Raw genomic sequence first — 24,893 nt, 5'->3', positions numbered from 1 at the left:
AGCATTCATAATGCTGGGGTCGGTGGTTCAAGTCCACCTATCACCACCAAGAATTAGCAGCACCGAAAAACCCGCCCTGCCCCGTGCAGCGGCGGGTTTTTTCATTTCCGTCACCGCCGTGCATGCGGCCTGCGCGCAACACCCGCCCCATCCGCAAGCATTGGGGATTGTCGTCCAACGGTGCTGGCGCTTACAATGAGAATAATTCTCATTTATATTATTCATCACCCATGTCCATCATCCAGCCCAGCCTGCAACAGCAAGTGCAGTCGCTCTACAGCGAGCATCACGGCTGGCTGGTCGGCTGGCTGCGCAAGAAACTCAGCTGCCCGCATGGCGCGGCCGACGTGGCGCAAGACACGTTCGTGCGCATCATCGCCTCGCGCGACGCGCTGTTCGGCATGCGCGAGCCGCGCGCCTATCTGTCCACCACGGCGAAGCGCTTGCTGCTCGACCGCGCGCGCCGGCAACTACTCGAACGCAGCTACCTGGCGGAACTGGCCCTGCTGGCCGACAGCCTGCCCGGCGCGCCGTCGCCGGACGAGATCCTGATGGCCGTGCAGGCGCTCGATCAAATCGCCATGGCGCTGGCCGGCTTGTCCGCCAAGGCACGCGACGCCTTTTTGCTGCACTACCTGGACGAGCAGCCGCAGGCCGCCGTCGCCGTGCGACTGAACGTCTCCACGCGCATGGTGCAAAAATACCTGGTGCAAGCCCTGCTGGCCTGCCGCCACGCCTGTCCGGCCATGGCGGCATGAATCGCCCCCGCACCGATATCGCCGCCGAGCAGGCCGCGCACTGGATCGTGCGCCTGAGCGCCGACGACCCGGCCGAGCGCGACACCGCGCAGGCCGGCTTCGCCGCGTGGAAAGCGGCCGACCCGCTGCACGCGAGCGCGGCCGCCGGCATGGAAAACCTGCTGCGTCAATTGCACGCCGTGCGCGAGCCGGCCGGCGGCGACCATCGGCCCGCGCGCGCCGCCCTGGCCGCCATCGCCCCCAAGCGTCCCCGCCTGCGCCAGCTGGCCGCGGCCAGCGCCGTGGCCGTGCTGGTGCTGACAACTGCCATGCTGGTCAGCGAACGCCCCGCCTACCTGCTGGCCGACCTGCGCAGCCCCACGGGGCAATGGCAGTCACACACCCTGGCCGATGGCAGCCGGATTACCCTGGCCGGCGACAGCGCCGTCAATGTGCATTTCAATGCGGGCGAGCGGCATGTGGAGCTGGTGCGTGGCGACATCCTCGTCGACGTGGCCAAGGATGCGCAGCGCCCCTTCATCGTCGACAGCGGCCAGGCGGCGATCCGCGCGCTGGGCACGCGTTTTACCGTGCGCAGGGACGATGGCACCACCATCCTGAGCATGCTGGAATCCAAAGTGCTGGCGCAGGTGCCGCAACATCCGGCCGTCGTGGTGCAGGCGGGCCAGCGCGCGCGCATCACGGACGATGGCGTCGGACCGCTAACAAGCATCGATGCGGCCAGCGTGCGGGATGCGTGGCGCGCGCGCCAGCTGGTGGTCGACGACTTGCCGCTGGCCGAGGTGCTCGACGAGCTGGCGCGCCACCGCCCCGGCCAGCTGCATTACGACCGCGCGCAGATCGCGGGCATCCGCGTGGCCGCCGTGCTGCCGCTGGACGACACGGACAAGGCGCTGCAGCTACTCATCGACAATTTCCCGCAGCTGCGCATCCGCATGCTGACGCGCTATCTGGTGATGGTGGACGCTCCGGCCAGAACATAGTGCGAATTATTTTGCGTGCGCGGTTCCACTTTGCGCATCTCATGCGTCAAGGCAGCTGAGATCATTCAAAAAAGGCTGTCACCATGTCCGTTCAAGTCCTTGCCGTTTCATCCCCGAACACCGTGCGCACGCGGCTGCGCCCGCTGGCCCTGGCGGCCATGCTGCTGGCCGGCGCCGGCCTGCAGGTCCAGGCTACCGCCCAGGCTGCACCGGGCGTCGCCAGCTACGCCATCCCCGCCGGTCCGCTGGCCGGCGCCCTGAACCGCTATGCCCAGCAGGCGGGCGTCTCCATCGCCATCGACGCTGCCAAGGTGCAGGATTTGACCAGTGCCGGCCTGCAGGGCAGCTACGCCATCGATGACGGTTTCGCCGCGCTGCTGCGCGGCAGCGGCTACGCCATCGGCAAGACGTCCACCGGCTATGTGCTGGTGGCCGCGCCGGCGTCCACGCCCACGGCGGCGGCCAGTGCCGCCTCGGCATCCGAGCGCACCATGCCCTCGATTACCATCGTCGGCCAGGCCGAGCAAGGCGCCGCCACGGAAGGCAGCGGTTCCTACACGGCGCGCAAGATCAGCATCGGCAAGGGCGAGCAAGCGATGAAGGACATTCCGCAATCGGTCAGCGTGCTGACGCGCCAGCGCCTGGACGACCAGGGCATCACGGACTTGCGTGTCGCCGTCAACAACGTCACCGGCGTGGTGGGCGTGCATGGCGTGGGCCCGGGCGTGGTGATCACGGCGCGCGGCTTCCAGATCGATCAATGGCAGTACGACGGCGTGCCGATCGACCGCAACACCTATGCGCTGGGTAACTGGGGCCAGGAAAACATGGTCATCTACGACCGCCTGGAAGTGCTGCGCGGCGCCTCCGGCATGCTGGTCGGCACGGGTAGCCCCGGCGGTTCCGTCAGCCTGGTGCGCAAGCGCCCGACCGCCACGCGCAGTGTCAGCATGACGGCGCGCGCCGGCTCGTGGGACCATGTTGGCGCCCAGCTCGACGTCAGCAGCCCCTTGAACGCGGACGCCAGCCTGCGCGGACGCGTGATTGTCGATGAAGACGATACCCACTCCTTCGTCGACCGGGTGTGGAGCAAGAACCGCACCCTGTACGCGGCGCTCGACTATGACCTGGGACCGGCCACCACCCTGGGCCTGGCCGTCAGCAACGTCAACGACCACGGCCGCCCCACCTTCATCGGCCTGCCCCGCTACGCGGACGGCAGCGCGCTGAACCTGCCCCGCTCCACCTTCACGGGCGCCGACTGGAACCGCAGCGAAGCCAGGCAAACCAACGTGTATCTCGACCTGGAACACCATCTCAACAGCCAGTGGAGCCTGAAGGCATCGGCCGTGAGCATGAAAGAAAACACCAGCTCCGTGCACCAGCGCGTGGCCATGCCCATCAATCCCGACGGCAGCGGCGCGCGCTATGGCGACTTTGGCATGGATTTCGACAACCGCAAGCGCGGCATCGATGCCTACGTGCGCGGCAAATTCGACGGCCTGGGCATGGCGCAGGAAGTCCTCGTGGGCGCCAGCTATGTCACGCTGGCGTCGGACGACGTCTATGCCCGCGCCTGGGAATCCGGTGCGGACGTCTTCAACATCAGGCATAACCGCCCATGGCAAGATATCGACAGCATCGCCGCGCGCGGCGTGCGGCCCGTCAGCACCTACGAAATACGCCAGAAGGGTCTGTATGGCAGCTGGAACGGCCAGTTGACCGGCAAGCTGAAAGCCGTGCTGGGCGGACGTTTCAGCTGGTATGACTTCGTGTACGCGACGCCCACAGGTCCCGAAGAGCAGCTCAACGCCAGCGCCAGGTTCACGCCATCGGCGGCACTGATCTACGCGCTCGATCCGCAATGGTCGGCCTACGCCAGCTATGCCGACATCTTCACGCCGCAAAGCATCCGCGATGCGCAAGACAAGGTCCTCAAACCCGTCACGGGTACAAACTACGAGGCGGGCATCAAGGGTGAGCTGATGGATGGCAAGGTGAACACCTCGCTGGCCGTGTTCCGCTACGACCACAAGAACCGTGCCGTCACCGACTATGAGGCGGGCATGGTGTGCCCCGACGGGTACTGCTCGCGCGCCTCGGGCAAGGTGCGCAGCCAGGGCCTGGAAGCGGAAGTGTCCGGCGAAGTGGCGCGCGGCCTGCAGCTGTCGGCCGGCTACGCCTACACGACGACGACGTATCTGAACGACCCGGACAATCAGGGCAAGGTCTTTTCCACCTGGACGCCGAAACACATGCTGCGCGTGTGGTCCAGCTACACGTTGCCCGGCACCTGGGACAAGTTCAGCGTGGGCGCCGGCGTCAATACGCAAAGCCATACGCTCGATACCGCGTACAAATTCAAGGTTGCCGGCTTCTCGCTCTGGAACGCGCGCCTGGCCTGGCAAGCCACGCCGCAAATGGCCCTGTCGGTCAACGTCAACAATGTGCTCGACAAGCGCTATATCATCCCGGCCTACAACACCACCGGTTCGAACAATTACTATGGCGACCCGCGCAACGTGCAGTTCACCTTGAAGTACACGCCGAAGTGGTAGGCTGACGCGCTGCGCTGACAGCACAGGCGGGCCGGCATTCAGCCGTGCCCGCCTTTTTTTTCGTTCAGTGCTAGGCTTGCATTCGAGAAATTATCTACCGAGAAAAAACCATGTCGCCACCGTTTCCCCTGTCCCGCATGCTGCTGGCCCTGGCCTGCTGCGCCAGTCCTGCCCTCGCCTTCGACGGCGACTATCAAACCAAGACGCCGTACGCGCCGCAGCAGGACCCGGCCACGTATGCCGCGCCGCCGGCCGGCTTCCAGCCCATCTTCACGCAGCTGGTGGCGCGCCACGGTGCGCGCGGACTGACCGGCATGAAGGGCGACGCGGCCCTGTACGCGATGTGGCGGCAGGCGGCCGCGCAGGATGCCCTGACGCCGCTGGGACGCGAACTGGGGCCTGATATCCTGGCCCTGATGCGGGCCAACGCACTGCTCGGCCATGGCGTGGCCGGCATCGACAAACCAGGCTATGGCAACCTGACGCAGACGGGCATCGACGAGCACCGGCAACTGGCCGCGCGCCTGCTGGCGCGCCTGCCCACCCTGTTCGCGCAAGTGGGACAGGACGCGTCCACGGCGCCGCGCCAGCTCGTCACCATCCATTCCGGCGTGGACCGCGCACGCGACAGTGCGCGCTTCTTCACGCAATCGCTGCTCGAACACGCGCCCGCGCTGGCACCCTTGCTGACCCTGCCTCCCGCGCCGGCGCCGTACCCGCAGGGACGCACGCCCGCAGTACAGCCGATATTACAAGCGGATGGCGTCAACCGTTTCCTGCTGTACGCGCACAAGCTGGCGCCGCGGACGGATCTGGTCGCCGATCGCGCCAACCCGTATTTCACCACCTATGCCGCCAGCCAGGCTTACCAGCGCTACGAACGGACCAAACAGCTGCATGCGCTGATGGACGCCCCGGCCAGGGAACCGGCAGCGGCCGCGCATGCGCGCCATGTACTGGAACGGCTGTTCACACCGGCCTTCCTGGCGCAGTTTAACGGCGGCGCCACCAGCTACGCGGACACGGGCAGCCATACCTTCACCAGCGCGGACGGCAAACTCACGCGCACCATCACGGGCAGCGGCAAGACCGTCATCCGCAGCCCGAATGCCGCCGCGACGAAATTGTATGAGCTTTACGCGATCGCCGCCGGCATGCGGCATGAGGTGCCGGCCGATTTCAGCCGCTACATGCCGGCCGAGGATGCGCGCTATTACGCGTCTGTCGCCGACCACGAGGATTTTTACCAGAAGGGACCGGCCACCACGGAAAGCAGCGGCGTGACCTGGCGCTTCGCGCTGGCCTTGCGCGAGGATTTTTTCAATGAAGTCGATGCGCTGGCGGCTGGTGACCTGCGCCACGCGGCCAAGCTGCGCTTCACGCACGCCGAGATGATCATCCCGCTCGCTTCGGCCATGGGCTTGCAGCAGCCGCTGCCGGCTTCGGCCAGCTATAGTTATGACACTAATCCATGGCGTGGCGAGAGCGTCTCGCCGCTGGCGGCCAACATGCAGTGGGACGTGTACCGCAACGGCGATGCTCAGCTCATCGTGCGCCTGCTGTACAACGAAAAGGAAACACCGTTCCAGCCATCGTGCAACAGCGCCCGCATCGCGCCGGGCAGCGTCTTCTACGACTACACGGGGCTCAAGGCCTGCTACGGCCACGCGGCGGCGCAATAAAAAAAGCCGCCAGCTGGGCAGCTGGCGGCTTGTGGGGCACTCAGATGGTGCGTGCGCGTTGACTCGTTTATTCCCAGGCTTCCTTGCCTGCGCGTGGCTTGCCCACCATCAGCAGCGCGCCCAGGGTCAGCACGGCCGCCAGCGACAGGTAATAGCCCACGTATTGCAAGCCATGGTTGGTGGCCAGCCAGGTGGCGATGTACGGCGCCAGCGAGGCGCCCAGAATACCCGCCAGGTTGAACGTCAGCGAGGCGCCCGTGTAACGCACTTCGGGCGGGAACAGCTCGGACAGCATGGTGCCCAGCGGTCCGTAGGTCATGCCCATCAGGCCCAGGCCGACAGCCATGAAGAGCGTTACTTCCCACGTCACGCCCGAGCCGAACATGGGCGCGAGCACCAGGCCGAAGACGGCGATGGCGACGGAGACCCAGATCATGGTGGCGCGGCGGCCGCGGCGGTCGGCCAGCACGGCCGAAAACGGAATCGTCAGCGCGAAGAACAGCACGGCGAACAGCTGCACGACGAGGAATTCCTTGCGCGTGAAGCCCAGCTTGGTCGTACCCCAGCTCAAGGCAAACACCGTCATCAGGTAGAACAGCACGAAGGTGGCCAGGGCGATGATGGTGCCCAGGAACAGCATGCGGCCATGCTGGCGGAACACGGTGGCGACGGGCAGTTTGACGACTTCGTTCTTGTCGATGACTTTCTGGAAGTCCGGCGTTTCCGTGATCTTCAGGCGCACATACAGGCCGACGATGACCAGCAGCGCGCTGGCCAGGAAGGGGATGCGCCAGCCGTAGCTGAAGAATTGCTCATCGGTCAGGGTTTCGCTGAGCAGCAGGAAGATGCCGCCCGACAGGAAGAAGCCGATCGGCGCCCCCAGTTGCGGGAACATGCCGTACCAGGCGCGTTTGCCCGGTGGCGCATTTTCCGTGGCCAGCAGCACCGCGCCGCCCCATTCGCCGCCCAGGCCCAGGCCTTGGCCGAAACGGCACAGCGCCAGCAGCAGCGGCGCCAGGGTGCCGATGGCGGCATAGGTCGGCAGCAAGCCGATGATGACGGTTGAGATACCCATGGTCAGCAAGGCCGCCACGAGGGTGGCCTTGCGGCCGATGCGGTCGCCGAAGTGGCCGAACACGGCCGAACCGATGGGGCGGGCGAAGAAAGCGATGGCGAACGTGGCCAGCGACTGCAGCACGGCGGCCGACGGGTCGCCGGCGGGGAAGAACAGTTTAGGGAACACCAGCACGGCGGCGGTGGCGTAAATATAAAAGTCAAAGAACTCGATGGTGGTGCCGATCAGGCTGGCGAACAGCACCGTGCCGGGGGAATTTTTCTTGGGGGGGGTGCTCATTTACTGCGCTCCTTGGGGAGGGTGTCTAAAGGCCATTCTCTGGATGTTTTTTCAGGCAGCAGCACAGCACGTTGTCTCCGTGTCGTTCGCATATCATAGCCGTGCGCGAGGGCATTTGCCGCGCATTTGCTATTAAATTTACAAACAAAAAACAACGGTTTTTGTTGCCGTAGCGAACTGCCGGCAACGCGCGCTAACACGCCGTGATCGGTGCTGATTTAGAGAAACAACGGTCGTGCGCCATCCGGTTACCCGGGGCACGGCAGGAAAGGCGTCAGGGGATGGGCGACGTGTATCAGGCCCGGCGTATCGCCAGGCATTCCGTACCAGACCCGCGCGCCGGCATCGCGGCATCGGTCATTTGTGGTGAATCCTTGCCTGCGGCCCCTCCGGGTGGAGCGGGCCGGCGATGATCGCGCTGCATCACGAAGGATGCGGTTGATCTTGCTGTAAGCGGCTTATCATACGCGCAGTGGTGCTGTGCGGCAAGAAGTTGTGATGGTGCATGCCTTGCGGTGGTGTCGGCTTACGCTGCGCTAAGCCGACCTACGCCGATCTACGCATCAATCAATGCAAAAGTCTGCTCGATCTCGCGACTATCGAGCGGGCGCACGAGGCGCGCCACTTCCTGGCCATCTTTCAAAAAGATCAGGGTCGGCCACAGCTTCACGCGGAACGCGCGTCCCAGGGCACGGCCGGGGCCGTCTTCCACGCGCAGGTGCGGCACCCCGGGGTGCCGCACCTGCGCGGCGGCCAGCGGCGCCTCGGTGGCGCGGCAATGGCCGCACCAGCTCGTGCCGAATTCCAGCAGGGCCGGTCCCGCCAGGGCGTCGATCTCGGCGCGCGTGGGTTGCGCTACAGCATAAGTATCGCTCATCATGCCAGTTTCCTTGTCAGCTCAGACCACTTTCACGCGCAAGGTGCCCAGGCCATCGATGGCTCCCAGCAGCTCGTCGCCGCGCTGCACGGCCGCCACGCCGGCCGGCGTGCCCGTGTAGATCAGGTCGCCTGGCTGCAAGGTGAAATAGGTCGACAGGTCGGCGATGGTTTCGGCCACGTTCCAGATCAGCATGTCGACGCTGCTGCCTTGACGCAGCGCACCGTTCACGTGCAGGGTGATGGCGGCATGGCTGACGTCGCCTGCCAGCGCGGCCGGGGTGATGGGGCCGATGGGCGCCGAGTACTCGAACGCCTTGCCCGTTTCCCACGGGCGGCCCTGCTTTTTCGCCGCGCCCTGCACATCGCGGCGCGTCATGTCCAGGCCGATCGCATAACCCCACACGTGGCTCAGCGCATCGGCCACGCCGATATCGCTGCCACCCTTGCCGATGGCCACCACCAGTTCCATCTCGTGCTGGAAATCCTGCGTTTGCGCCGGATACGGCAACTCGCCCGTCGTGCCGGCTGGCACGGGCAGCACGGCGTCGTTTGGCTTCATGAAGAAAAACGGCGCCTCGCGGCCCGAGTGGCCCATTTCCTTGGCGTGGTCGACATAGTTGCGGCCCACGCAATAGATACGGTGGACCGGGAAAGTATCAACGCTGCCGGTGACGGGAACGCTGGGCTGGATGGCTGCGGGAATGACATACGACATGAAGACTCCTGATCGGCACGATAAAAAGGCGGTGATGAAAAAGGGGACACCGCAGTGTCCCCCATTTTACGGTAACTTTATTTCAGCAGGGTCAGACGCGTTCCAGCACCAGCGCGATGCCCTGCCCCACGCCGATGCACATGGTGCAGAGCGCATAGCGCCCGCCCGTGCGGTGCAGCTGGTTGACGGCCGTCATGGCCAGGCGCGCACCCGAGGCACCCAGCGGATGACCGAGGGCGATGGCGCCGCCGTTCGGGTTGACGCGCGCATCGTCGTCGCGCAAGCCCAGCTGGCGCAGCACGGCCAGGCCCTGTGCGGCAAACGCTTCGTTCAGTTCGATGACGTCGAAGTCGGCCAGGCTCAAACCCGTCATGGCCAGCACCTTCAGGGTGGCGGGCGCGGGGCCGATGCCCATGATGCGCGGCGCCACGCCGGCCGTCGCCATGGCCACCACGCGGGCGCGCGGCGTCAGGCCAAAGCGGGCCGCGTTCGCCTCGTCGGCCAGCAGCAGGGCCGCCGCGCCATCGTTGACGCCGGACGCGTTGCCGGCCGTGATCGTGCCATCGGCGCGCACGACGGGTTTCAATTTGGCCAAAGTGTCGAGGGTGGTGGCGCGCGGATGCTCGTCGCGGGCAACGATCATGGGATCGCCCTTCTTCTGCGCGATAGTGACGGGGCAGATTTCGCTGTCGAACACGCCCGCCTGCTGCGCCGCCAGGGCTTTTACCTGGCTGGCCAGGGCGAACGCATCCTGGTCAGCGCGGCTGATGCCAAAATCGCTGGCCACGTTTTCCGCCGTTTCCGGCATCGAGTCGACGCCGTACTGCGCCTTCATCAAGGGGTTGATGAAGCGCCAGCCGATGGTCGTGTCTTCCATTTTCATGCCGCGCGCAAAGGCGCTGTCGGCCTTGCCCATGACAAACGGTGCACGGCTCATGCTTTCCACGCCGCCGGCGATCAGCAAGCCCGCCTCGCCGCTCTTGATGAAGCGCGCGGCGCTGCCGATGGCGTCCAGGCCCGAGCCGCACAAACGGTTCAGGGTGGCGCCCGGCACGCTGTCGGGCAATCCGGCCAGCAAGGCGGCCATGCGCGCCACGTTGCGGTTGTCCTCGCCCGCCTGGTTGGCGCAGCCGTACAACACGTCCGTAACAAAAGTCCAGTCGACGTGCGGGTTGCGCGCCATCAAGGCACGGATGGGCACGGCGCCCAGGTCGTCGGCGCGCACGCCGGACAGGCTGCCGCCGTAGCGGCCAAAGGGCGTACGCTGGGCGTCGCAGATAAACGCTGCAGTCATATTGTTTTCCTCCAAGAAATATTTATGTGAACATTGCTGGCTTGCTAACGTCCGTCCAGCAGTGAAACCGGCGTCAACGCTTGCAGCTGCGCAAAACTCAAGCCATCGGCCAGCTCGACGACGGTAGCGCCAGCCGGTCCCAGGTCGAGCACGGCCAGGTCGCTGTAGATGCGGCTGACGCACCCGATGCCCGTCAGCGGATACGTGCAGGCCTGCACCAGCTTGCTTTCACCCGTCTTGGTCAGCAATTCCATCATGACCCAGGTTTTTTTCGCGCCGATGGCCAGGTCCATGGCCCCGCCCACGGCGGGAATGGCGTCCGGGGCGCCCGTGTGCCAGTTGGCCAGGTCGCCCGTGGCGGACACTTGAAACGCGCCCAGCACGCAGATGTCCAGGTGGCCGCCGCGCATCATGGCGAAGCTGTCGGCGTGGTGAAAATAGCTGCCGCCGGGCAGCAAGGTGACGGGCTGCTTGCCCGCGTTGATCAGGTCGTAGTCTTCCTCGCCTGGCGCCGGTGCGGGGCCCATGCCGATGACGCCGTTCTCGCTGTGCAGGATGATCTCCGCGCCGGCCGGCAAGTGATTCGCCACCAGGGTCGGCAAGCCGATGCCCAGGTTCACGACAGCGCCTTCATGAATGTCGGCCGCCACCTTGGCCGCCATTTGATCTCGATTCCATTTGTTCACTTGATACTCCTCAGGCAACTTTGAAGCCGGCGGGGCCGGTGGCCGTGCGCGGCACTTGCACGATGCGCTGCACGAACAGGCCCGGCGTGATGACGTGTTCAGGGTCGATGCTGCCCAGCTCAGCAACTTCATGCACGGAAGCAATGCTGACTTTCGCGGCCATGGCCATGATGGGACCGAAGTTGCGCGCCGTCTTGCGGTAGGTCAGGTTGCCCCAGCGGTCGCCCTGCTCCGCCTTGATCAGCGCGAAATCGGCGTGGATCGGCGACTCGAAGACATACATGCGGCCGTCGATCTCGCGTGTTTCCTTGCCCTTGGCCAAGTCCGTGCCATAGCCCGTGGGCGTGAAAAAGCCGCCGATGCCGGCGCCGGCGGCGCGGATGCGCTCGGCCAGGTTGCCCTGCGGCACCAGTTCCAGCTCCAGCTTGCCCGCGCGGTACAGCGCGTCGAAGACGTGGGAATCGGCCTGGCGCGGAAACGAGCAGATGATCTTGCGCACTTGCCCGTTTTTCAGCAGGGCGGCCAGGCCCGTATCGCCATTGCCCGCATTGTTGTTGACGATGACGAGGTCGCGCGCGCCCTGGGCGATCAAGCCGTCGATCAGCTCGGCCGGCTGGCCCGCGCCGCCGAAGCCGCCAATCATGACGGTGGCGCCATCGTGGATATCGGCCAGCGCATCAAGCACGCTGGAACGCAGTTTGTCGATCATTGCTGTCTCCTCCCAATCAAATTCATCAGCCATTTGTTCGTATGTAGAACAAATATTCGTACTTAGAACTTATTCGTGAGAATATGCCTGATCGGGGCGCTTGTCAATTTGCCGTTTTCACCAGCGCCATGGCTATAATTGCCACCTTGACCCATTGGAATCACCATGACCGACCGCAGCAGCACGCCCGTTTCCGCCGAAGAACCCCCTGATGCCGATGGCGCGCCCCGTCCCGGCGACAGCTATGTGCAATCGTTCGCGCGGGGCCTGGCCGTGCTGCGCAGCTTTGGCGCGGAGGCGCCGCAACAGACCTTGAGCGACGTGGCGGAACGGGCGCAGCTGACGCGCGCGGGCGCGCGGCGCATCCTGCTCACCCTGCTGCATCTCGGTTATGTGGAAGCGGACGGGCGCTTGTTCCGTTTGACGCCCAAGGTGCTCGACCTGGGCTACGCGTATTTATCGTCCTTGCCCGTGTGGACGCAGGCGCAACCGCTGCTGGAAGAATTGATGCAGACCTTGCGCCAGTCGTGCTCGGCCACCGTGCTCGATGGCGACGACATCGTCTACGTCGTGCGCCTGTCCGCGCACCGCACCATGTCGATCAACCTGGGCATCGGCAGCCGCCTGCCCGCCTATTGCACCTCGATGGGACGTGTCTTGCTGTCGGGCCTGGCGCCCGAGGCGCTGCGCGAGCGGCTGTCGAAGATGGCATTGCTGAAAATCACGCCGGCGACCAAGGTCGATATCGAGGTCTTGATGGAAGAGATTGCGCAAGTGCGGCGCCAGGGCTGGTGCCTGGTGCAGGAAGAGCTGGAACAGGGCTTGATCGCCCTGGCCGCGCCCGTGTTCGACCGGGCGGGCAAGGTGGTGGCGGCGATCAATGTCAGCGGCCAGACGGCGGGGCCGTCCGTGGCCCATCTGCTGGAACACAGCCTGCCGAAACTGCTCGATACGGCCGGCCGGGTCAGCGCCCTGGTGCGGGTGCAGCAGTAGCGTTTTACTTTTTAAACCTTATTTTTTAAACCTTATTTTTTAAATTTTAAGCACGGGTCCGGGCGCGGCTGCGCCGGCATCGTTTGCGTCAGGTCGAACGTACCCTGGTAGCCGCTGCCGCCCTGCTCCAGGTAGCCGATGCTGCGCACATTCAGTTGCGGGTCAGCCAGCTTCAGCCAGCGGGGCACGCCGATATCCTTGCGTACATGGTCATTGCCGGCGATCAGCACCACGTCGCGCGGCGCCTGGTCGCGGATCAGCTTGGCCATCCAGATATCGCGCGCCACCTGGGCATTGACGACACCGCTCACCATCATGTCGGGCAGCATATTGCAGCGGACCGCCTGCACTTCCTTCTGTTGCCCTTCCAGAATGTCGGCCGGCACGGGCGCGGCCAGGTAAGTGGCGACCATGGCGGGCGGCATCGCCCATTGGATGCCGTCGCGCACGACGCGCGACGCATCGGCCGGTGACAGGTTGCCGGCAATCAAGGTCAATTGATAGCTGATGACGAGGTCCAGCACGGGCCGGTACAAGCTCCAGTCCCAGCGCGGCTGTTCCATCACGCGGATGATGCAATCGGGGTCGGCGCAATCGCGCGCGGCGCGCGTCAGCAAGGCCTGGTTTTCGCGGTCGAACTGTTCCATGACAATCACGGGACGCCAGCCGGCCGCCAGGCGGCGGCGCAATTCCTCGACGCGCAGGCGCTGACCTTGCGCATTGTCATGCACTTCACCGAGCAGTAATACTTGCGGATTGGGCAAGGCGTCGGCCACGGGCGCGGGAGGGGGCGGTGCTTCCTTCTTCAGCAAGCCGCCGCAGGCGGCCAAGGCCAGCACGCTGCACAGCAGGGCGGCGCGCGCGCCGGCGCGGAAAATCACAGTCTTCATGTAAGCAGTATCCAAAGTGGCGATGCGCCAGATTGTACCGTCTCAGGCCGGCGCGGGCAGCTTGCGGCGCTCCAGCACTTCAAACAGAAGCATGCCGGCCAGCATGGCGCCGACAAACAGCCACGCCTTCGGCTGGCCCGCCAGCAGCGAGACGAGGGCCGGGCCGGGGCAGAAACCGGCGATGCCCCAGCCCGCGCCAAAGGCCAGGCTGCCCAGCAGCAAGCGCCGGTCGATGCGCCGCGACGTGGGCAATTGCATGGGCTCGCCCAGCAGCGCCGTGCCGCGCCGGCGCGCCAGCCAGAAGGCGGGCATGGCCACGCCGATGGCGCCGCCCATCACCAGTGCCAGCGACGGATCCCAGGCGCCGGCCAGGTCGAGGAAACCGAGCACCTTGGCCGGGTTGCTCATGCCGGAAACGATCAGGCCCAGGCCAAAGACGAGGCCGCTCAACAGGGAAAACAGGATTTTCATGAGAGGTGGCGCAACAGATACACGGTGAGGAAACCGGCCGCCATGAAGGCACACGTGGCCGCCAGCGAACGCGGTGACAGGCGCGACAGGCCGCACACGCCGTGGCCGCTGGTGCAGCCGGCGCCATAGCGCACGCCCACGCCCACCAGCAAGCCCGCCACGATCAGGGCCAACGTGCCCGCCTCGATCTGCACGGGTGGCAAGACTTGCCACAACTGCCACAGCAGGGGCGTGCCGATCAGGCCGGCAAGAAAGGCGATGCGCCAGCCCAGGTCGCCCTGGCGCGGGCGCAGCAAGCCGCCGACAATGCCGCTGATGCCGGCGATCCGGCCATTGAACAAAATCAGCAACGCAGCAGCCAGGCCGATCAGCATGCCGCCCGCCAGCGAGGCCCACGGCGTGAAGTGCTGCCAAGCAATCGTCATGGTCGGCCTCAGTCCGCTTCGTCGTTGAACGGCAGACGCGGCGCGCAGAACTGCGCGTACAGCACTTGCAGCACGGCCAGCACGGGCGCGCTGGCGACGCGATAATAAATCTGCTTGCCATCGCGCCGCGTGGCCACCAGCATCTCTTCGCGCAGCACACCCAGCTGCTGCGACAGGGTCGGCTGGCCGATGCCCACTTTTTGTTCGAGGTCGCTGACGCAATGCTCGCCCTGCGATAGCTGGCACAGCAGCATCAAACGGTCGGCATTGCCCATGGCCTTGAGCAGCGAGCTGGCCTTGTAGGCCGAGCCACGCATGGCGTCGAGGTTGTATTCGGCGTGTTGTGTTGCAACTGTCTCCATCTTGCCCTCCCACAGGCGGTCATATTGATCATCATGCGATAAACAATATACTAATCAATATATTGTTTTCCTGCTGGCGATTCGCACCAAAAAACAACAGTATTTTTCAGCGATAGCGTGCTCATGCCAAGTGTGCGGCAGCGATAGCCTTCATGCTATCAAAATGATAAATATTCGTAATTTAAAGCAAATATACGTAGCAAAATTGCCACGATTTGTGCTGTAATAAGACCTCATCAGAAAAATTGTGATACGCCCCCGTACAGGCGCATTATCCGTCCAGGCGCAGGCCGGTTTCGGCCACGCCGCACGGTGAACCAGGGAGTCAACGATGAAGATCTTTCAGCCGCTATGTGTGGCCGTGCTGGCGCTGTCGGCGTATGCCGGCAATGTGGCCGCCAGCGCGCCTGTCGTGAGCGACGACAGTCTCGGTTTCACCAGCACCAGCGACAATCTCGGCTGGGAAACACCGGACTTGCCGTATGCACGCCTGCTGACGCAGGCCTCGACACTCAATGCGGCCCCGCGCTGGCGCAGCGCCGGTGTGCGCCACGGCGCACTGCCCGCAGCCGCCACCGCCCCTGCGGTACAGCTGGTGAACGTGCCGCCGCCCGTGCCCGAAGCGAGCATGGTCTCGATGCTGCTGGTCGGACTGGGTTTGCTGGTCGTGAGCATGCATGGTGAAAAACAGGAAAAATTCGATAGCTGACCTTACTTCGGCGGCCGATGCCGTTGCATAAAAAAAAATTCCGCCTTGCGCGGAATTTTTTTACTTGTCCAGCAAACGGCACACCCTTTCGATATTGCCCACCGGAATACCCGACTTCAGGGCGCGCGCGATGCAGCCCGCCTTGTCAGGGCCCGAGGCGGACATGAGCACGAAGGCCGTGCCCAGGGCGCCGACGGCGAGCAGCAGGATCAGCACGCCCTTGACGATATCCCAGTTCATGGCGTCTCGATGGCAGGCATCAGTGCTCCTTGGCCGATGTGGCTGCCGCCTCGGGCCCGCTCAGCAGTGCCTGTAATTTTTGCATGGTGGCCCAGTTGCGCGAGGTGACGCCATCACCCAGCAGTACACCCAGTGACGCCACCACCTTGCTGGCCAGCACGCCATCGGGACACCAGGCATACGCGGCCCATTGCCCCAGCGCCAGCGCTTCCGGCTGCCACGGCCGCTGCAACAGCGGCGCCAGGCGCTGGACATCGGCCGGATTGTTCAGCACCAGGGTCAGCAGACGGGCCGCATCGGCCGCCGGCGCCAGGGTGTTTTGTTCGATCACCTGGGCAAACTGGCTGGCCGACAGCACCGTCACCCGGGCCGCTACGCCCAGTTTCAGCACCAGCGCTTCCTCGATGCGGGCAGCGGCTTCGGCCGGCGCCACCGCGCCCCCGTCATACACGACGTTGCCGCTGTTGAGTACCGTGCGTACCTGCGCAAAACCCAGGTCGCCCAGCAGCTTGCGCAGATCGGCCATGGCCACGCGCTTGGCGCGGCCCACATTGATCCCGCGCAAAAGCGCCACTTGCTGACTGTTTTCTAGCTGTGTCATGTCTCTTCTCCTTGCCTATGCCGGGCTGCTGGTGCTGTCCGGCAACGGCGTCACCGTGGGCAGGCGCAGCAGGAATGTCGCGCCCTGTCCCAAGGTGCTGCTGACCGTGATGGTGCCGCCAAACTGCTTGGCAATCAAGTTGAACACGATATTCAAGCCCAGGCCCGTGCCGCCCTGTCCCCGCCGCGTGGTGACAAACGGGTCAAACACGCGGTCGAGCATGTCGGGCGCGATGCCGCGGCCGTTATCGCGCACCTGCATGGCGATCCACTCGCCGTCGCGACGCACGCCAATATGGATGTTGCCGACCGTGTCCGCATCGAAGGCGTGCTCGACACAGTTCAACACCAGGTTGGTCAGCACCTGCGCCAGCGCACCCGGATAGCTGTCGAGCATGATGTCAGGCGGGCAATCGATATCGATGCTGATGCGCGTCTTTTTCAGGGTCGGCTGCAGGCTCGATATGACTTCCCCGATATAGTCGCGCAATTCGAACAAACGGCGCGCCTCGCTGACCTGATCGACGGCGATCTGCTTGAAGCTGTGGATCAGGTGCGCGGCGCGATAGGCATTGTTCATGATCAGCCGCGCGCTCTCGCCGGCCGTTTCCAGGTAGCGCACGATATCGGTTTTCTTCACGCTGCCGCCGGCCACCGCCGCGCTGATGTGATCGGTGGCTTCCTTCAGCACCGAGGCGCTGGTCAGCGCGATGCCGACCGGGGTGTTGATTTCATGCGCCACGCCGGCCACCAGGCTGCCCAGCGAGGCCAGGCGTTCCGACTGCAGCAACGATTCCTGCGCGCGGCGCAGCTCGTCCATCGCCTGCGCCGTCTCCTGCTGCGAGCGGCGCGCCATGTCTTCCGCCTCGCGGCTGCCCTCGATGATGGACTTGAGCTTGCGCTGCACGGCATTGAAGCCGCGGATCACGTCGCCCAGTTCGTCGCGCCGGTTTTCCGGCAGTTCTTCGACCTCGTCGCTGCCGCGCGTGGCCAGGTCGATCAAGCCGTCGCGCAACTGTTTCAAGGGCCCGAAGACGATGCGCAGGCTCAGCGCCAGGGCACCCACCAGGATGATGTCAAGCAGTAATACTTCCAGCACCTTGCGCCGCACTTCGCCGCGCAGGGCCGCATCGATCTGCGCGCGGCTGAAATTGACGATGACCTTGCCGACGATCACCGGCTTGCCGCCCGTGGCCGCCGCCACGGCGTCGCGGAACACGAGCGGCGCCTCGACGGGCGTGCCGCCCATGGCCACGTCGGAGGTCAAAGGCACCAAGGTGCCGGCCGCGTCGCGCACTTCGCCGGCGAACAGACCCACGGAAGCGTCGTAGACGCGGATGCCGACCAGTTCCGGCGGCAGCATTTCGGCCGCGACAATGCTGTCGACCTTGGATTTGTCGAGATCCCACAGGGCCGAAGGCAAGCTGGTCTGCAAGCGCGTGAGCACGCCGCTGCGCAGGCGCGCGCTGCCCGATTCAAGTTCCTGGCTCAGTGTATATTGGGTATAGCTGCCAGAAATGCCCAGCACCAAGGTGACGATCACGACAAAAAGCAGGGTCAGCCGGACTTGGATACTCACCATCGATCAACACTCCCCGGGCCAGGCCAGCCGCCGGCCCGCGGCGCGGGCACAGATACGTCAGCAATGCAACAGCCTGAAGCAAATGTACGGTATGACATGCTTATTGGCAAGATTTACAGCGCCCCCGTTTTCGACAGGGGCCTTGATACAGGTTGAGACATTGCGTCATGGCAATGGTAATATCCCGCAATCATCTAAGGAGTCGTCATGGCGGTCATACATCAACATCTACCCCTGGAACAAGTGCGTCCTGGCATGGTCTTGTCGGATGTCTTGCTCGACGCGCATGGACAAGTGCTGTTGCCGCAAGGTGCGGTACTGACGGAAAACATGCTGTCCCTGATGCCGCGCCACGGCATCACCATGCTGCCGATCCAGGCGCCGCCCCCTTCGCCAGAGGTAGTGGCCGCGCAGCAGGCGGCCGATAGCGAACGGCTCGATTACCTGTTCCGCAAGCATGATCCGGACGATCCCGAAGATGCGGCCACCACCTTGCTGCGCAGCTATGTCACGGCTTATCGCCTGGGCACGGGAGAGCCAGCATGAGCACCCAGCTGACGCTCGACGATATCGTCGCCCACCTCGATGACCTGCCTTCGCTGCCCGCCGTCGTCATGGAGCTGCTCAACAGCATAGACCAGGAAGACGTCGATATTTCCGTGCTGGCGAAAAAAGTCTCATACGACCAGGCGCTGACGGCGAAAACCCTGCGCCTGGCCAACTCCTCGCAATATGGCTTGCAAGTGAAGGCCACCACCATCCAGCAGGCGATCACCTATCTGGGTTTCCAGACCACGCGCAGCCTGATCACCTCGGCCGCCATCACGGGCTGCTTCCCGGAAGGTCGCTGCCCCGGTTTCGACGACAAGGCCTTCTGGCGCCATTCGGTAGCGACTGCCGCCTGCGCCAAGGTGCTGGCGCGGCAGATCCGCTTCAACCAGGATTACGCCTTCACGGCCGGCTTGCTGCATAACATCGGCCGCCTGGTGCTGGTCAGCAGCTTTCCCGCGCAGTATGCGCAAGTCATCGCGCACCAGGCGGCGCACGATTGCAGCCTGCTCGAAGCGGAACAGGCCGTGCTGGGCGTGGACCACGTGCAAGCAGGCGTGGCACTGGCCGAGCACTGGAATTTTTCCGACACCATGCGTCTGGCGCTGGGCAATTACTTGCAGCCGGAAACGCCGGGAGCCGGTTTCCTGGCGGCACTGATCCATGTGGCCAATGCCATCGTCTGTGCGCTCGACCTGGCGCAGGCGGGCGACGACATGGTGCCGCGCGTCTCGCCGGTGGCCTGGGATGCGCTGGGCCTGAGCGAAGAAACGTATCTGCAACTGTTCCGCGAAACGGAGTTGCGCTACGATGAAATCACCTCGGCACTGCTGAGCTAAACGCCGCGCCAAATGCCAACGGCTCTCGCCGCGAAGCGAAAGCCGTTATGGGTACTGCGGTGTATCCATGCCGCCCGGTCCACACCAGCCTGTTGCCGCCAGCAGTGACGCAAGCGGCACAGTCAGCGTGCAACCGCCACATCAGTGCGCGTAATTCGATTCTTGCGCATCGCCGCGGTCTTCCGCTTTTGGACGGCCCTGGGCGTCGGACAGACGATATTTGGTGCGGCGGTCGCCCATCAAATCGCGCAGGTCACGGATGCTCATGCCCGTCACTTCGTGCATGCGGATCAGCAGCGAGGCGCCGACCGGCAAGCGGTGATGGCGGATCTTGCTGATGACGGGCGGCGCCACTTCGAGCAAGCGCGACAGGGCTGCGTCGTTTTTCAGCTGCATCTTGCTCAGCAGAATATCCAGCAGGTGATTCGGGTTGTAACTCTCTTGCGATGCTAATGCATGATGTGCCATGATTTTTCCTCGTCTAGTGAATGTTGAAAGAATGCCGATACGAACTTAAGGCTGGCTTAGAGTGTTTAAATAAACGTCTTTCCATCGGATTCAGCCCCCCTCCGCCTTCCCTCCTTGTCGCACTGCCTGCACAGGACTCGCACAAGCAACGTGCGCAGCTTGCCGCGTGAGTAAAAGCACTGCAACCCATCGAAATGAATTGCATATAAAACAATATACTAGTCCAAACAGGCCGCATCTGCGCCTCGCGCAAACTTCCTGATTGTTAAATATCAATCAAGCTGCTAGTTGGCTTGCCAACGATGCTATTTCAACACATTAGGATGCCAGCGGCCGCACACAAGGCTTTGCAGCAACTTGTTACAAATCAATGGTGTCGCACGGCAATAAATGCTCTGCGGCATCTCCATGCCGGGTGCCGTATTCACGCTGCAATCTTGCCGGCATGCTCGGCACAACATGGCCCGTCCCGGCGATTTACGCTAAACTATGGCCTGAACTTGCAGCGAACCTGCCACCGGGCAGCCAGAGGCGCCCGGTCGGTGATCCACCGCCTCCCGCCCCGGGCGGCGCACGGCGCAAGCCCTGCCCGGCTTATTTGCCGCCACACTTGTTTGCCGCCACATTTACCGATAAGCATCCGACTCCATGCAGAAAAAAGTATTCATTAAAACCTTCGGCTGCCAGATGAACGAGTACGACTCGGACAAGATGGCCGACGTGCTGGGCGCTTCCGACGGCCTGGTGCGCACCGACACGCCGGAAGATGCCGATGTGATCCTGCTCAACACTTGCTCCGTGCGCGAAAAGGCGCAGGAAAAAGTGTTTTCCGACCTGGGCCGTCTGCGCGAGCTGAAACTGGCCAAGCCGCACCTCTTGATCGGCGTGGGCGGCTGCGTGGCCTCGCAGGAAGGCGACGCCATCGTCAAGCGCGCGCCGTATGTCGACATGGTGTTCGGCCCGCAAACCCTGCACCGCCTGCCGCAGATGATCGAGTTGCGCCGCTCCAGCGGCGCCTCGCAGGTGGACATCAGCTTCCCGGAAATCGAAAAGTTCGACCACATGCCGCCGGCCAAGGTGGACGGCGCCTCGGCGTTCGTTTCCATCATGGAAGGCTGCAGCAAATATTGCAGCTATTGCGTCGTGCCCTACACGCGCGGCGAGGAAGTGTCGCGCCGCTTCGAAGACGTACTGACGGAAGTGGCTGGCCTGGCCGCCCAGGGCGTCAAGGAAATCACGCTGCTGGGGCAGAACGTGAACGCCTACCGTGGCGTGATGGAAGGCGGAGACATTGCCGACTTCGCCCTGCTGCTCGAATACGTGGCCGACATTCCCGGCATCGCGCGCATGCGCTTCGTCACCAGCCACCCGAAGGAATTCACGCAGCGCCTGATCGACGCCTATGCGAAGATCCCGCAGCTGGTCGACCATTTGTACCTGCCGGCGCAGCACGGTTCCGACAAGATCCTGGGCGCCATGAAGCGCGGCTACACAGGCCTCGAATACAAGTCCATCATCCGCCGCATCCGTGCCGTGCGCCCGAACATGGCCATTTCGTCCGACTTCATCGTGGGCTTCCCCGGCGAGACGCAAGCCGACTTCGACGCCATGATGAAGCTGATCGCCGACGTGGGATTTGACAACAGCTACAGCTTCATCTTCAGCAAGCGCCCCGGCACGCCGGCCGCCAGCCTGGCGGACGATACGCCGCATGAAGTGAAACTGGCCCGGCTGCAGCAGTTGCAGGCGGCCATCGACGCCAACACGCGCAAATACAGCCTGGCCATGGTGGGCAGCGTGCAAACCATCCTCGTCGAAGGCCGTTCGAAGAAGGACACCGATGACAGTGAACTGCAAGGCCGCACGGAAAACAACCGCGTCGTCAATTTCGACGCCGGCCCGGACGGCTTGCACCTGATCGGCCAGCTGGTCGACGTGCGCATCACCGAAAGCCATTCCTACACCCTGCGCGGCGAACTCGTTGCCGGCGCTTCCGCATTGAAAAGAGCCAGTTGAAAACCAAAGCCCCGATACAGCCGCATTACTTCATCCCCGAGCCGCTGGACAACACGCGCCTGGCGCATCTGTGCGGGCCGCTCGATGAAAACCTGCGCCAGATTTCCGCCGCCCTCGACGTGACGATCTTCCGCCGCGGCGAGAAATTCATCGTCGGCGGCAGCAATGCCGAACGGGCCGTGGAAATCCTCGACCAGTTCTACGCCATCGCCAACAAGGTCGTGCCGCTGGAAGAAGTGCAGCTGGCCCTGGTGGAGCAGCGCGCGGGACTGTCCGCCGCCTCGGAACACCACGTCAACGCGCCTGCCAGCACCTTCGTCGAACCGGACATCGCCAGCCCCGTGCTGAAAACGCGGCGCAGCGACCTGCGCGGGCGCACGCCGCACCAGATCGCCTACCTGCGCGACATCCTCGAACACGACATCAGCTTCGGCGTGGGTCCGGCCGGCACCGGCAAGACGTATCTCGCCGTCGCCTGCGCCGTCGACGCGCTCGAACGCGATGCCGTCAAGCGCATCATTTTGACGCGCCCCGCCGTCGAAGCGGGCGAGCGCCTGGGCTTTTTGCCCGGCGACCTGGCGCAAAAGGTCGACCCGTATTTGCGTCCCCTGTACGATGCGCTGTACGATTTGCTGGGCTTTGACCGCACGCAAAAGCTGTTTGAAAAACAGGTGATCGAGATCGCCCCGCTGGCCTACATGCGCGGACGCACCCTGAACCACGCCTTCGTCATCCTCGACGAGGCGCAAAACACCACCGTCGAACAGATGAAGATGTTTTTGACGCGCATCGGCTTCGGCAGCAAGGCCGTGGTGACGGGCGACGTGACGCAAGTCGACCTGCACAAGAGCCAGACGAGCGGCCTGATCGACGCCGTGCACGTGCTGAAAGACGTGCGCGGCATCGGCTTTACGCAATTTAACAGCACCGACGTGGTGCGCCATCCGCTCGTCGCGCGCATCGTCGATGCCTATGAAACGGCGCAGGCGGCCGGCGCCAACGCCGCCCAGTTACTCCCCCTGATCACACCAGCTGCCGCCAAAAATGTCCGAAAAAAATAAACTGTCCTTGTCCGTGCAATATCCGGACGCCCGCCTGGAAAGCCTGATCACGCGCCCCAAAGTGCGCCGCTGGGTCAAGGCGGCCCTGTTCGCGCCCGCCGAATTGACCATCCGCTTCGTCGACGCGGAGGAAGGCCGTACCTTGAACCGCGACTACCGCGAAAAGGACTACGCCACCAACGTGCTGACCTTTGCCTACAACGAAGGCGAAGAGTTGGCTGAGGACGAGCCGACGCGCGCCGACATCATCCTGTGCACGGACGTGCTGGAAAAGGAAGCGGCGGAGCAAAAGAAAAGCGTGGAAGAGCACACGGCCCACCTGATCGTGCACGGCGTGCTGCATGCGCAGGGCTACGACCACATGGATGACGAGGAAGCCACCGAGATGGAGGGCCTGGAAACGGAGATCCTCGCAAAACTCGGCATTACCGACCCGTACGCGGACCCCAAATAAACCGCGCAGATCGGGTAGGTCGGGGTAGCTCGGGTTAGCCCGCAGGGCGTAACCCGACAACACCCAACAACGTAAGCGGAGTCGTAGGTCGGGTTAGGCGATACGCCGTAACCCGACAATACCCCACATGCCACAATAGCGCCATCAACCACACACGTAACAAGGACACATTATGGGCACTTGGGCCACTGACGCCTTCGGCAACGACTACGCCATGGATTGGGCGCAGGACTTGCACGAATATAAAACCCTGGAACTGGTCGAGACGACGCTCGACAACGTCATCGACAGCCAGGAAACGGAGCTGGAAGCGCCGTTCGCCGCCGAGGCGCTGGCCGCGCTGGAAGTGATCGCGCGCCTGCAAGGCAAGCCGGGCGAGGACGACCCGGCCACGGCGGAAGTGGACGAATGGGTGGCCGCCTGCAAGAAGAAAGTCACGCCGCCGCTGCTGGAAAAGGCGCGCCTGGCCTTCGACCGCATCATGACGGAGTCGTCGGAACTGCGCCAGCTGTGGCAAGACAGCGAGCATTTTACGGACTGGCAGGCGGACGTGGCGGCCTTGCGCGCGCGCGTGCTGGGCCAGGACGCCTGAAACGTCGGGCAACGGCGCACTTCAACGTATTAAATTTGCATCAAAAGCGGGGAATTCCGGTATTGCCCCACTTTTGGTGTATCCTATATCCCTTCGCAACAACGGCTCACGCCTCCTATGCCCGAGCATCCTAGTGGCGTCAGAACTGACGTCAAGCCCCACCGGTCACTGTTTGAACGCCTGACCGCACTCATATCCCCCGAGCCAGAGAACCGTGCAGAATTGCTCGAAGTTCTACACGATGCGCATGAACGCAAGCTGATCGACGCCGACGCCCTGTCGATGATCGAAGGCGTGTTTCAGGTATCGGATCTCTGTGCGCGCGACATCATGATTCCCCGTTCGCAAATGGATGTCATCGACATCAGCAAGCCGATCGAGGAATGGATGCCGGAAGTCCTGTCCACCGCCCACTCGCGCTTCCCCGCGATCGAAGGCGAGCGCGACAAGGTCATCGGCATCCTGCTGGCGAAAGACTTGCTGCGTTATTACGCAGAAGAGACTTTCGACGTGCGCGACATGCTGCGCCCCGCCATCTTCATCCCCGAATCGAAACGCCTGAATGTGCTGCTGCGCGATTTCCGCGCCAACCACAATCACATGGCCATCGTCGTCGATGAATACAGCGGCGTCGCCGGCTTGATCACCATCGAAGACGTGCTGGAACAGATCGTCGGCGATATCGAGGACGAATACGACTTCGACGAAGCCGAGGACAACATCCTCTCGCTCAAGGAAGGCCAGTTCGGCCCCCGCTGGCGCGTCAAGGCGCTGACCGAGATCGAACAGTTCAACGAGGAAGTGGGCAGCCACCTGGTGGACGACGACGTCGACACCATCGGCGGCCTGGTCTCGAAGTACCTGGGCCGCATGGCGCACAAGGGCGATATTTTCGACCTGGGCAATCTGCGCTTCGAGGTGCTGCGCGCCGATGCGCGCCAGGTGCACGTGCTGCTCGTCGAGCGCCTGCCCAACGTGCCGGAACTGGAACTCTGACATGCGCGTGCTGTAGATGCGTTTCAGA

Annotated in this window: 27 protein-coding genes; 13 read left to right on the top strand and 14 right to left on the bottom strand. The window is 63.8% G+C overall.

Annotation, left to right across the window (positions count from 1 at the left end):
- Positions 1-230: 230 nt before the first annotated feature.
- From K0F86_RS02740 to K0F86_RS02725, 4 genes are all read left to right on the top strand, one after another.
- The gene (locus tag K0F86_RS02740) at positions 231-758 is read left to right on the top strand and encodes a sigma-70 family RNA polymerase sigma factor (RefSeq protein WP_219132807.1); all 528 of its coding nucleotides are present in this window, start codon (positions 231-233) and stop codon (positions 756-758) included.
- The gene (locus tag K0F86_RS02735; protein WP_219132806.1) at positions 755-1,741 is read left to right on the top strand and encodes a FecR domain-containing protein; all 987 of its coding nucleotides are present in this window, start codon (positions 755-757) and stop codon (positions 1,739-1,741) included. Before K0F86_RS02740 ends, K0F86_RS02735 begins: the two co-directional genes overlap by 4 nt.
- 83 nt (positions 1,742-1,824) lie before the next feature.
- Positions 1,825-4,299: a TonB-dependent receptor gene (locus K0F86_RS02730; protein WP_219132805.1), complete on the top strand. Its 2,475-nt coding sequence runs from the start codon at positions 1,825-1,827 to the stop codon at positions 4,297-4,299.
- A 110-nt stretch (positions 4,300-4,409) separates the two neighbouring features.
- Positions 4,410-5,981: a histidine-type phosphatase gene (locus K0F86_RS02725; RefSeq protein ID WP_219132804.1), complete on the top strand. Its 1,572-nt coding sequence runs from the start codon at positions 4,410-4,412 to the stop codon at positions 5,979-5,981.
- Positions 5,982-6,048: 67 nt separating this feature from the next.
- Here K0F86_RS02725 and K0F86_RS02720 read toward each other — a convergent pair whose 3' ends face one another.
- The 6 genes from K0F86_RS02720 to K0F86_RS02695 all read right to left on the bottom strand — a co-directional run bounded on the left by K0F86_RS02720 (position 6,049) and on the right by K0F86_RS02695 (position 11,618).
- Positions 6,049-7,335: an MFS transporter gene (locus tag K0F86_RS02720; protein ID WP_219132803.1), complete on the bottom strand. Its 1,287-nt coding sequence runs from the start codon at positions 7,333-7,335 to the stop codon at positions 6,049-6,051.
- Between the two features lie 556 nt (positions 7,336-7,891).
- Entirely contained in the window at positions 7,892-8,212 is a 321-nt protein-coding gene (locus tag K0F86_RS02715) for a thioredoxin family protein (RefSeq protein WP_374197257.1), read from the bottom strand.
- 21 nt (positions 8,213-8,233) lie between these two features.
- Complete coding sequence (locus K0F86_RS02710; protein WP_219132801.1) at positions 8,234-8,929, bottom strand: fumarylacetoacetate hydrolase family protein; 696 nt, start codon at positions 8,927-8,929, stop codon at positions 8,234-8,236.
- Positions 8,930-9,020: 91 nt separating this feature from the next.
- Positions 9,021-10,223, bottom strand: a complete 1,203-nt coding sequence (gene pcaF, locus K0F86_RS02705; protein WP_219132800.1) for a 3-oxoadipyl-CoA thiolase — start codon at positions 10,221-10,223, stop codon at positions 9,021-9,023.
- Between the two features lie 44 nt (positions 10,224-10,267).
- Positions 10,268-10,909, bottom strand: coding sequence for a 3-oxoacid CoA-transferase subunit B (locus K0F86_RS02700; protein WP_257571954.1), 642 nt, complete (start codon positions 10,907-10,909; stop codon positions 10,268-10,270).
- 10 nt (positions 10,910-10,919) lie between these two features.
- Positions 10,920-11,618: a 3-oxoacid CoA-transferase subunit A gene (locus K0F86_RS02695; protein ID WP_219132799.1), complete on the bottom strand. Its 699-nt coding sequence runs from the start codon at positions 11,616-11,618 to the stop codon at positions 10,920-10,922.
- 165 nt (positions 11,619-11,783) lie between these two features.
- On the opposite strand from K0F86_RS02695, the gene K0F86_RS02690 reads away from it, so the two are divergent.
- The gene (locus K0F86_RS02690) at positions 11,784-12,611 is read left to right on the top strand and encodes an IclR family transcriptional regulator C-terminal domain-containing protein (RefSeq protein ID WP_219132798.1); all 828 of its coding nucleotides are present in this window, start codon (positions 11,784-11,786) and stop codon (positions 12,609-12,611) included.
- A gap of 32 nt (positions 12,612-12,643) precedes the next feature.
- Here K0F86_RS02690 and K0F86_RS02685 read toward each other — a convergent pair whose 3' ends face one another.
- The 4 genes from K0F86_RS02685 to K0F86_RS02670 are packed head-to-tail and all read right to left on the bottom strand — an operon-like array spanning position 12,644 to position 14,759.
- A complete protein-coding gene (locus K0F86_RS02685) occupies positions 12,644-13,501 on the bottom strand; it encodes a ChaN family lipoprotein (protein ID WP_219132797.1) in 858 nt (285 codons plus the stop codon).
- Between the two features lie 42 nt (positions 13,502-13,543).
- On the bottom strand, positions 13,544-13,972 hold the full coding sequence (locus K0F86_RS02680; RefSeq protein ID WP_219132796.1) for a YeeE/YedE family protein: 429 nt from the start codon (positions 13,970-13,972) through the stop codon (positions 13,544-13,546).
- Positions 13,969-14,397, bottom strand: coding sequence for a YeeE/YedE family protein (locus K0F86_RS02675; RefSeq protein WP_219132795.1), 429 nt, complete (start codon positions 14,395-14,397; stop codon positions 13,969-13,971). Before K0F86_RS02675 ends, K0F86_RS02680 begins: the two co-directional genes overlap by 4 nt.
- Before the next feature lie 8 nt (positions 14,398-14,405).
- Positions 14,406-14,759 (bottom strand): helix-turn-helix transcriptional regulator, encoded by a 354-nt coding sequence (locus tag K0F86_RS02670; protein ID WP_071075569.1) that lies wholly within the window; start codon positions 14,757-14,759, stop codon positions 14,406-14,408.
- Positions 14,760-15,090: 331 nt separating this feature from the next.
- Between K0F86_RS02670 and K0F86_RS02665 the strand changes: the two genes are divergently transcribed.
- Positions 15,091-15,468: a hypothetical protein gene (locus K0F86_RS02665; RefSeq protein WP_219132794.1), complete on the top strand. Its 378-nt coding sequence runs from the start codon at positions 15,091-15,093 to the stop codon at positions 15,466-15,468.
- A gap of 60 nt (positions 15,469-15,528) precedes the next feature.
- Here K0F86_RS02665 and K0F86_RS02660 read toward each other — a convergent pair whose 3' ends face one another.
- From K0F86_RS02660 to K0F86_RS02650, 3 genes are read right to left on the bottom strand one after another with little or no spacing between them, the layout of a single operon-like run.
- On the bottom strand, positions 15,529-15,708 hold the full coding sequence (locus tag K0F86_RS02660; protein ID WP_219132793.1) for a hypothetical protein: 180 nt from the start codon (positions 15,706-15,708) through the stop codon (positions 15,529-15,531).
- 19 nt (positions 15,709-15,727) lie between these two features.
- On the bottom strand, positions 15,728-16,309 hold the full coding sequence (locus K0F86_RS02655; RefSeq protein WP_219132792.1) for a DUF1697 domain-containing protein: 582 nt from the start codon (positions 16,307-16,309) through the stop codon (positions 15,728-15,730).
- Positions 16,310-16,324: 15 nt separating this feature from the next.
- The gene (locus K0F86_RS02650; protein ID WP_219132791.1) at positions 16,325-17,890 is read right to left on the bottom strand and encodes a sensor histidine kinase; all 1,566 of its coding nucleotides are present in this window, start codon (positions 17,888-17,890) and stop codon (positions 16,325-16,327) included.
- Positions 17,891-18,097: 207 nt separating this feature from the next.
- Between K0F86_RS02650 and K0F86_RS02645 the strand changes: the two genes are divergently transcribed.
- Positions 18,098-18,436, top strand: a complete 339-nt coding sequence (locus K0F86_RS02645) for a hypothetical protein (protein WP_257571953.1) — start codon at positions 18,098-18,100, stop codon at positions 18,434-18,436.
- Positions 18,433-19,278, top strand: a complete 846-nt coding sequence (locus K0F86_RS02640) for an HDOD domain-containing protein (protein WP_219132790.1) — start codon at positions 18,433-18,435, stop codon at positions 19,276-19,278. The genes K0F86_RS02645 and K0F86_RS02640 overlap by 4 nt, the downstream gene beginning before the upstream one ends.
- Positions 19,279-19,419: 141 nt before the next feature.
- Here K0F86_RS02640 and K0F86_RS02635 read toward each other — a convergent pair whose 3' ends face one another.
- Complete coding sequence (locus K0F86_RS02635; RefSeq protein ID WP_034746769.1) at positions 19,420-19,746, bottom strand: hypothetical protein; 327 nt, start codon at positions 19,744-19,746, stop codon at positions 19,420-19,422.
- Positions 19,747-20,394: 648 nt separating this feature from the next.
- On the opposite strand from K0F86_RS02635, the gene miaB reads away from it, so the two are divergent.
- From miaB to K0F86_RS02610, 5 genes are all read left to right on the top strand, one after another.
- Positions 20,395-21,762 carry a tRNA (N6-isopentenyl adenosine(37)-C2)-methylthiotransferase MiaB gene (gene miaB / locus K0F86_RS02630; RefSeq protein ID WP_099762193.1) on the top strand — a complete coding sequence of 456 codons (1,368 nt, stop codon included), beginning with the start codon at positions 20,395-20,397 and terminating at the stop codon, positions 21,760-21,762.
- Positions 21,759-22,823: a PhoH family protein gene (locus K0F86_RS02625; RefSeq protein WP_219132789.1), complete on the top strand. Its 1,065-nt coding sequence runs from the start codon at positions 21,759-21,761 to the stop codon at positions 22,821-22,823. The genes miaB and K0F86_RS02625 overlap by 4 nt, the downstream gene beginning before the upstream one ends.
- Positions 22,807-23,277 (top strand): rRNA maturation RNase YbeY, encoded by a 471-nt coding sequence (ybeY, locus tag K0F86_RS02620; RefSeq protein ID WP_219132788.1) that lies wholly within the window; start codon positions 22,807-22,809, stop codon positions 23,275-23,277. Before K0F86_RS02625 ends, ybeY begins: the two co-directional genes overlap by 17 nt.
- 172 nt (positions 23,278-23,449) lie before the next feature.
- Positions 23,450-23,869: a DUF4259 domain-containing protein gene (locus K0F86_RS02615; RefSeq protein ID WP_219132787.1), complete on the top strand. Its 420-nt coding sequence runs from the start codon at positions 23,450-23,452 to the stop codon at positions 23,867-23,869.
- Positions 23,870-23,986: 117 nt separating this feature from the next.
- Complete coding sequence (locus K0F86_RS02610; RefSeq protein ID WP_034746750.1) at positions 23,987-24,865, top strand: HlyC/CorC family transporter; 879 nt, start codon at positions 23,987-23,989, stop codon at positions 24,863-24,865.
- The last annotated feature ends 28 nt before the right edge of the window (positions 24,866-24,893 follow it).

It is taken from the genome of Janthinobacterium sp. UMAB-60, assembly GCF_900095235.1.
GTDB lineage: Bacteria > Pseudomonadota > Gammaproteobacteria > Burkholderiales > Burkholderiaceae_D > Janthinobacterium.
Note: the sequence above shows the minus strand (reverse complement) of the source record. Positions and strands in the feature narration are given on the sequence as shown.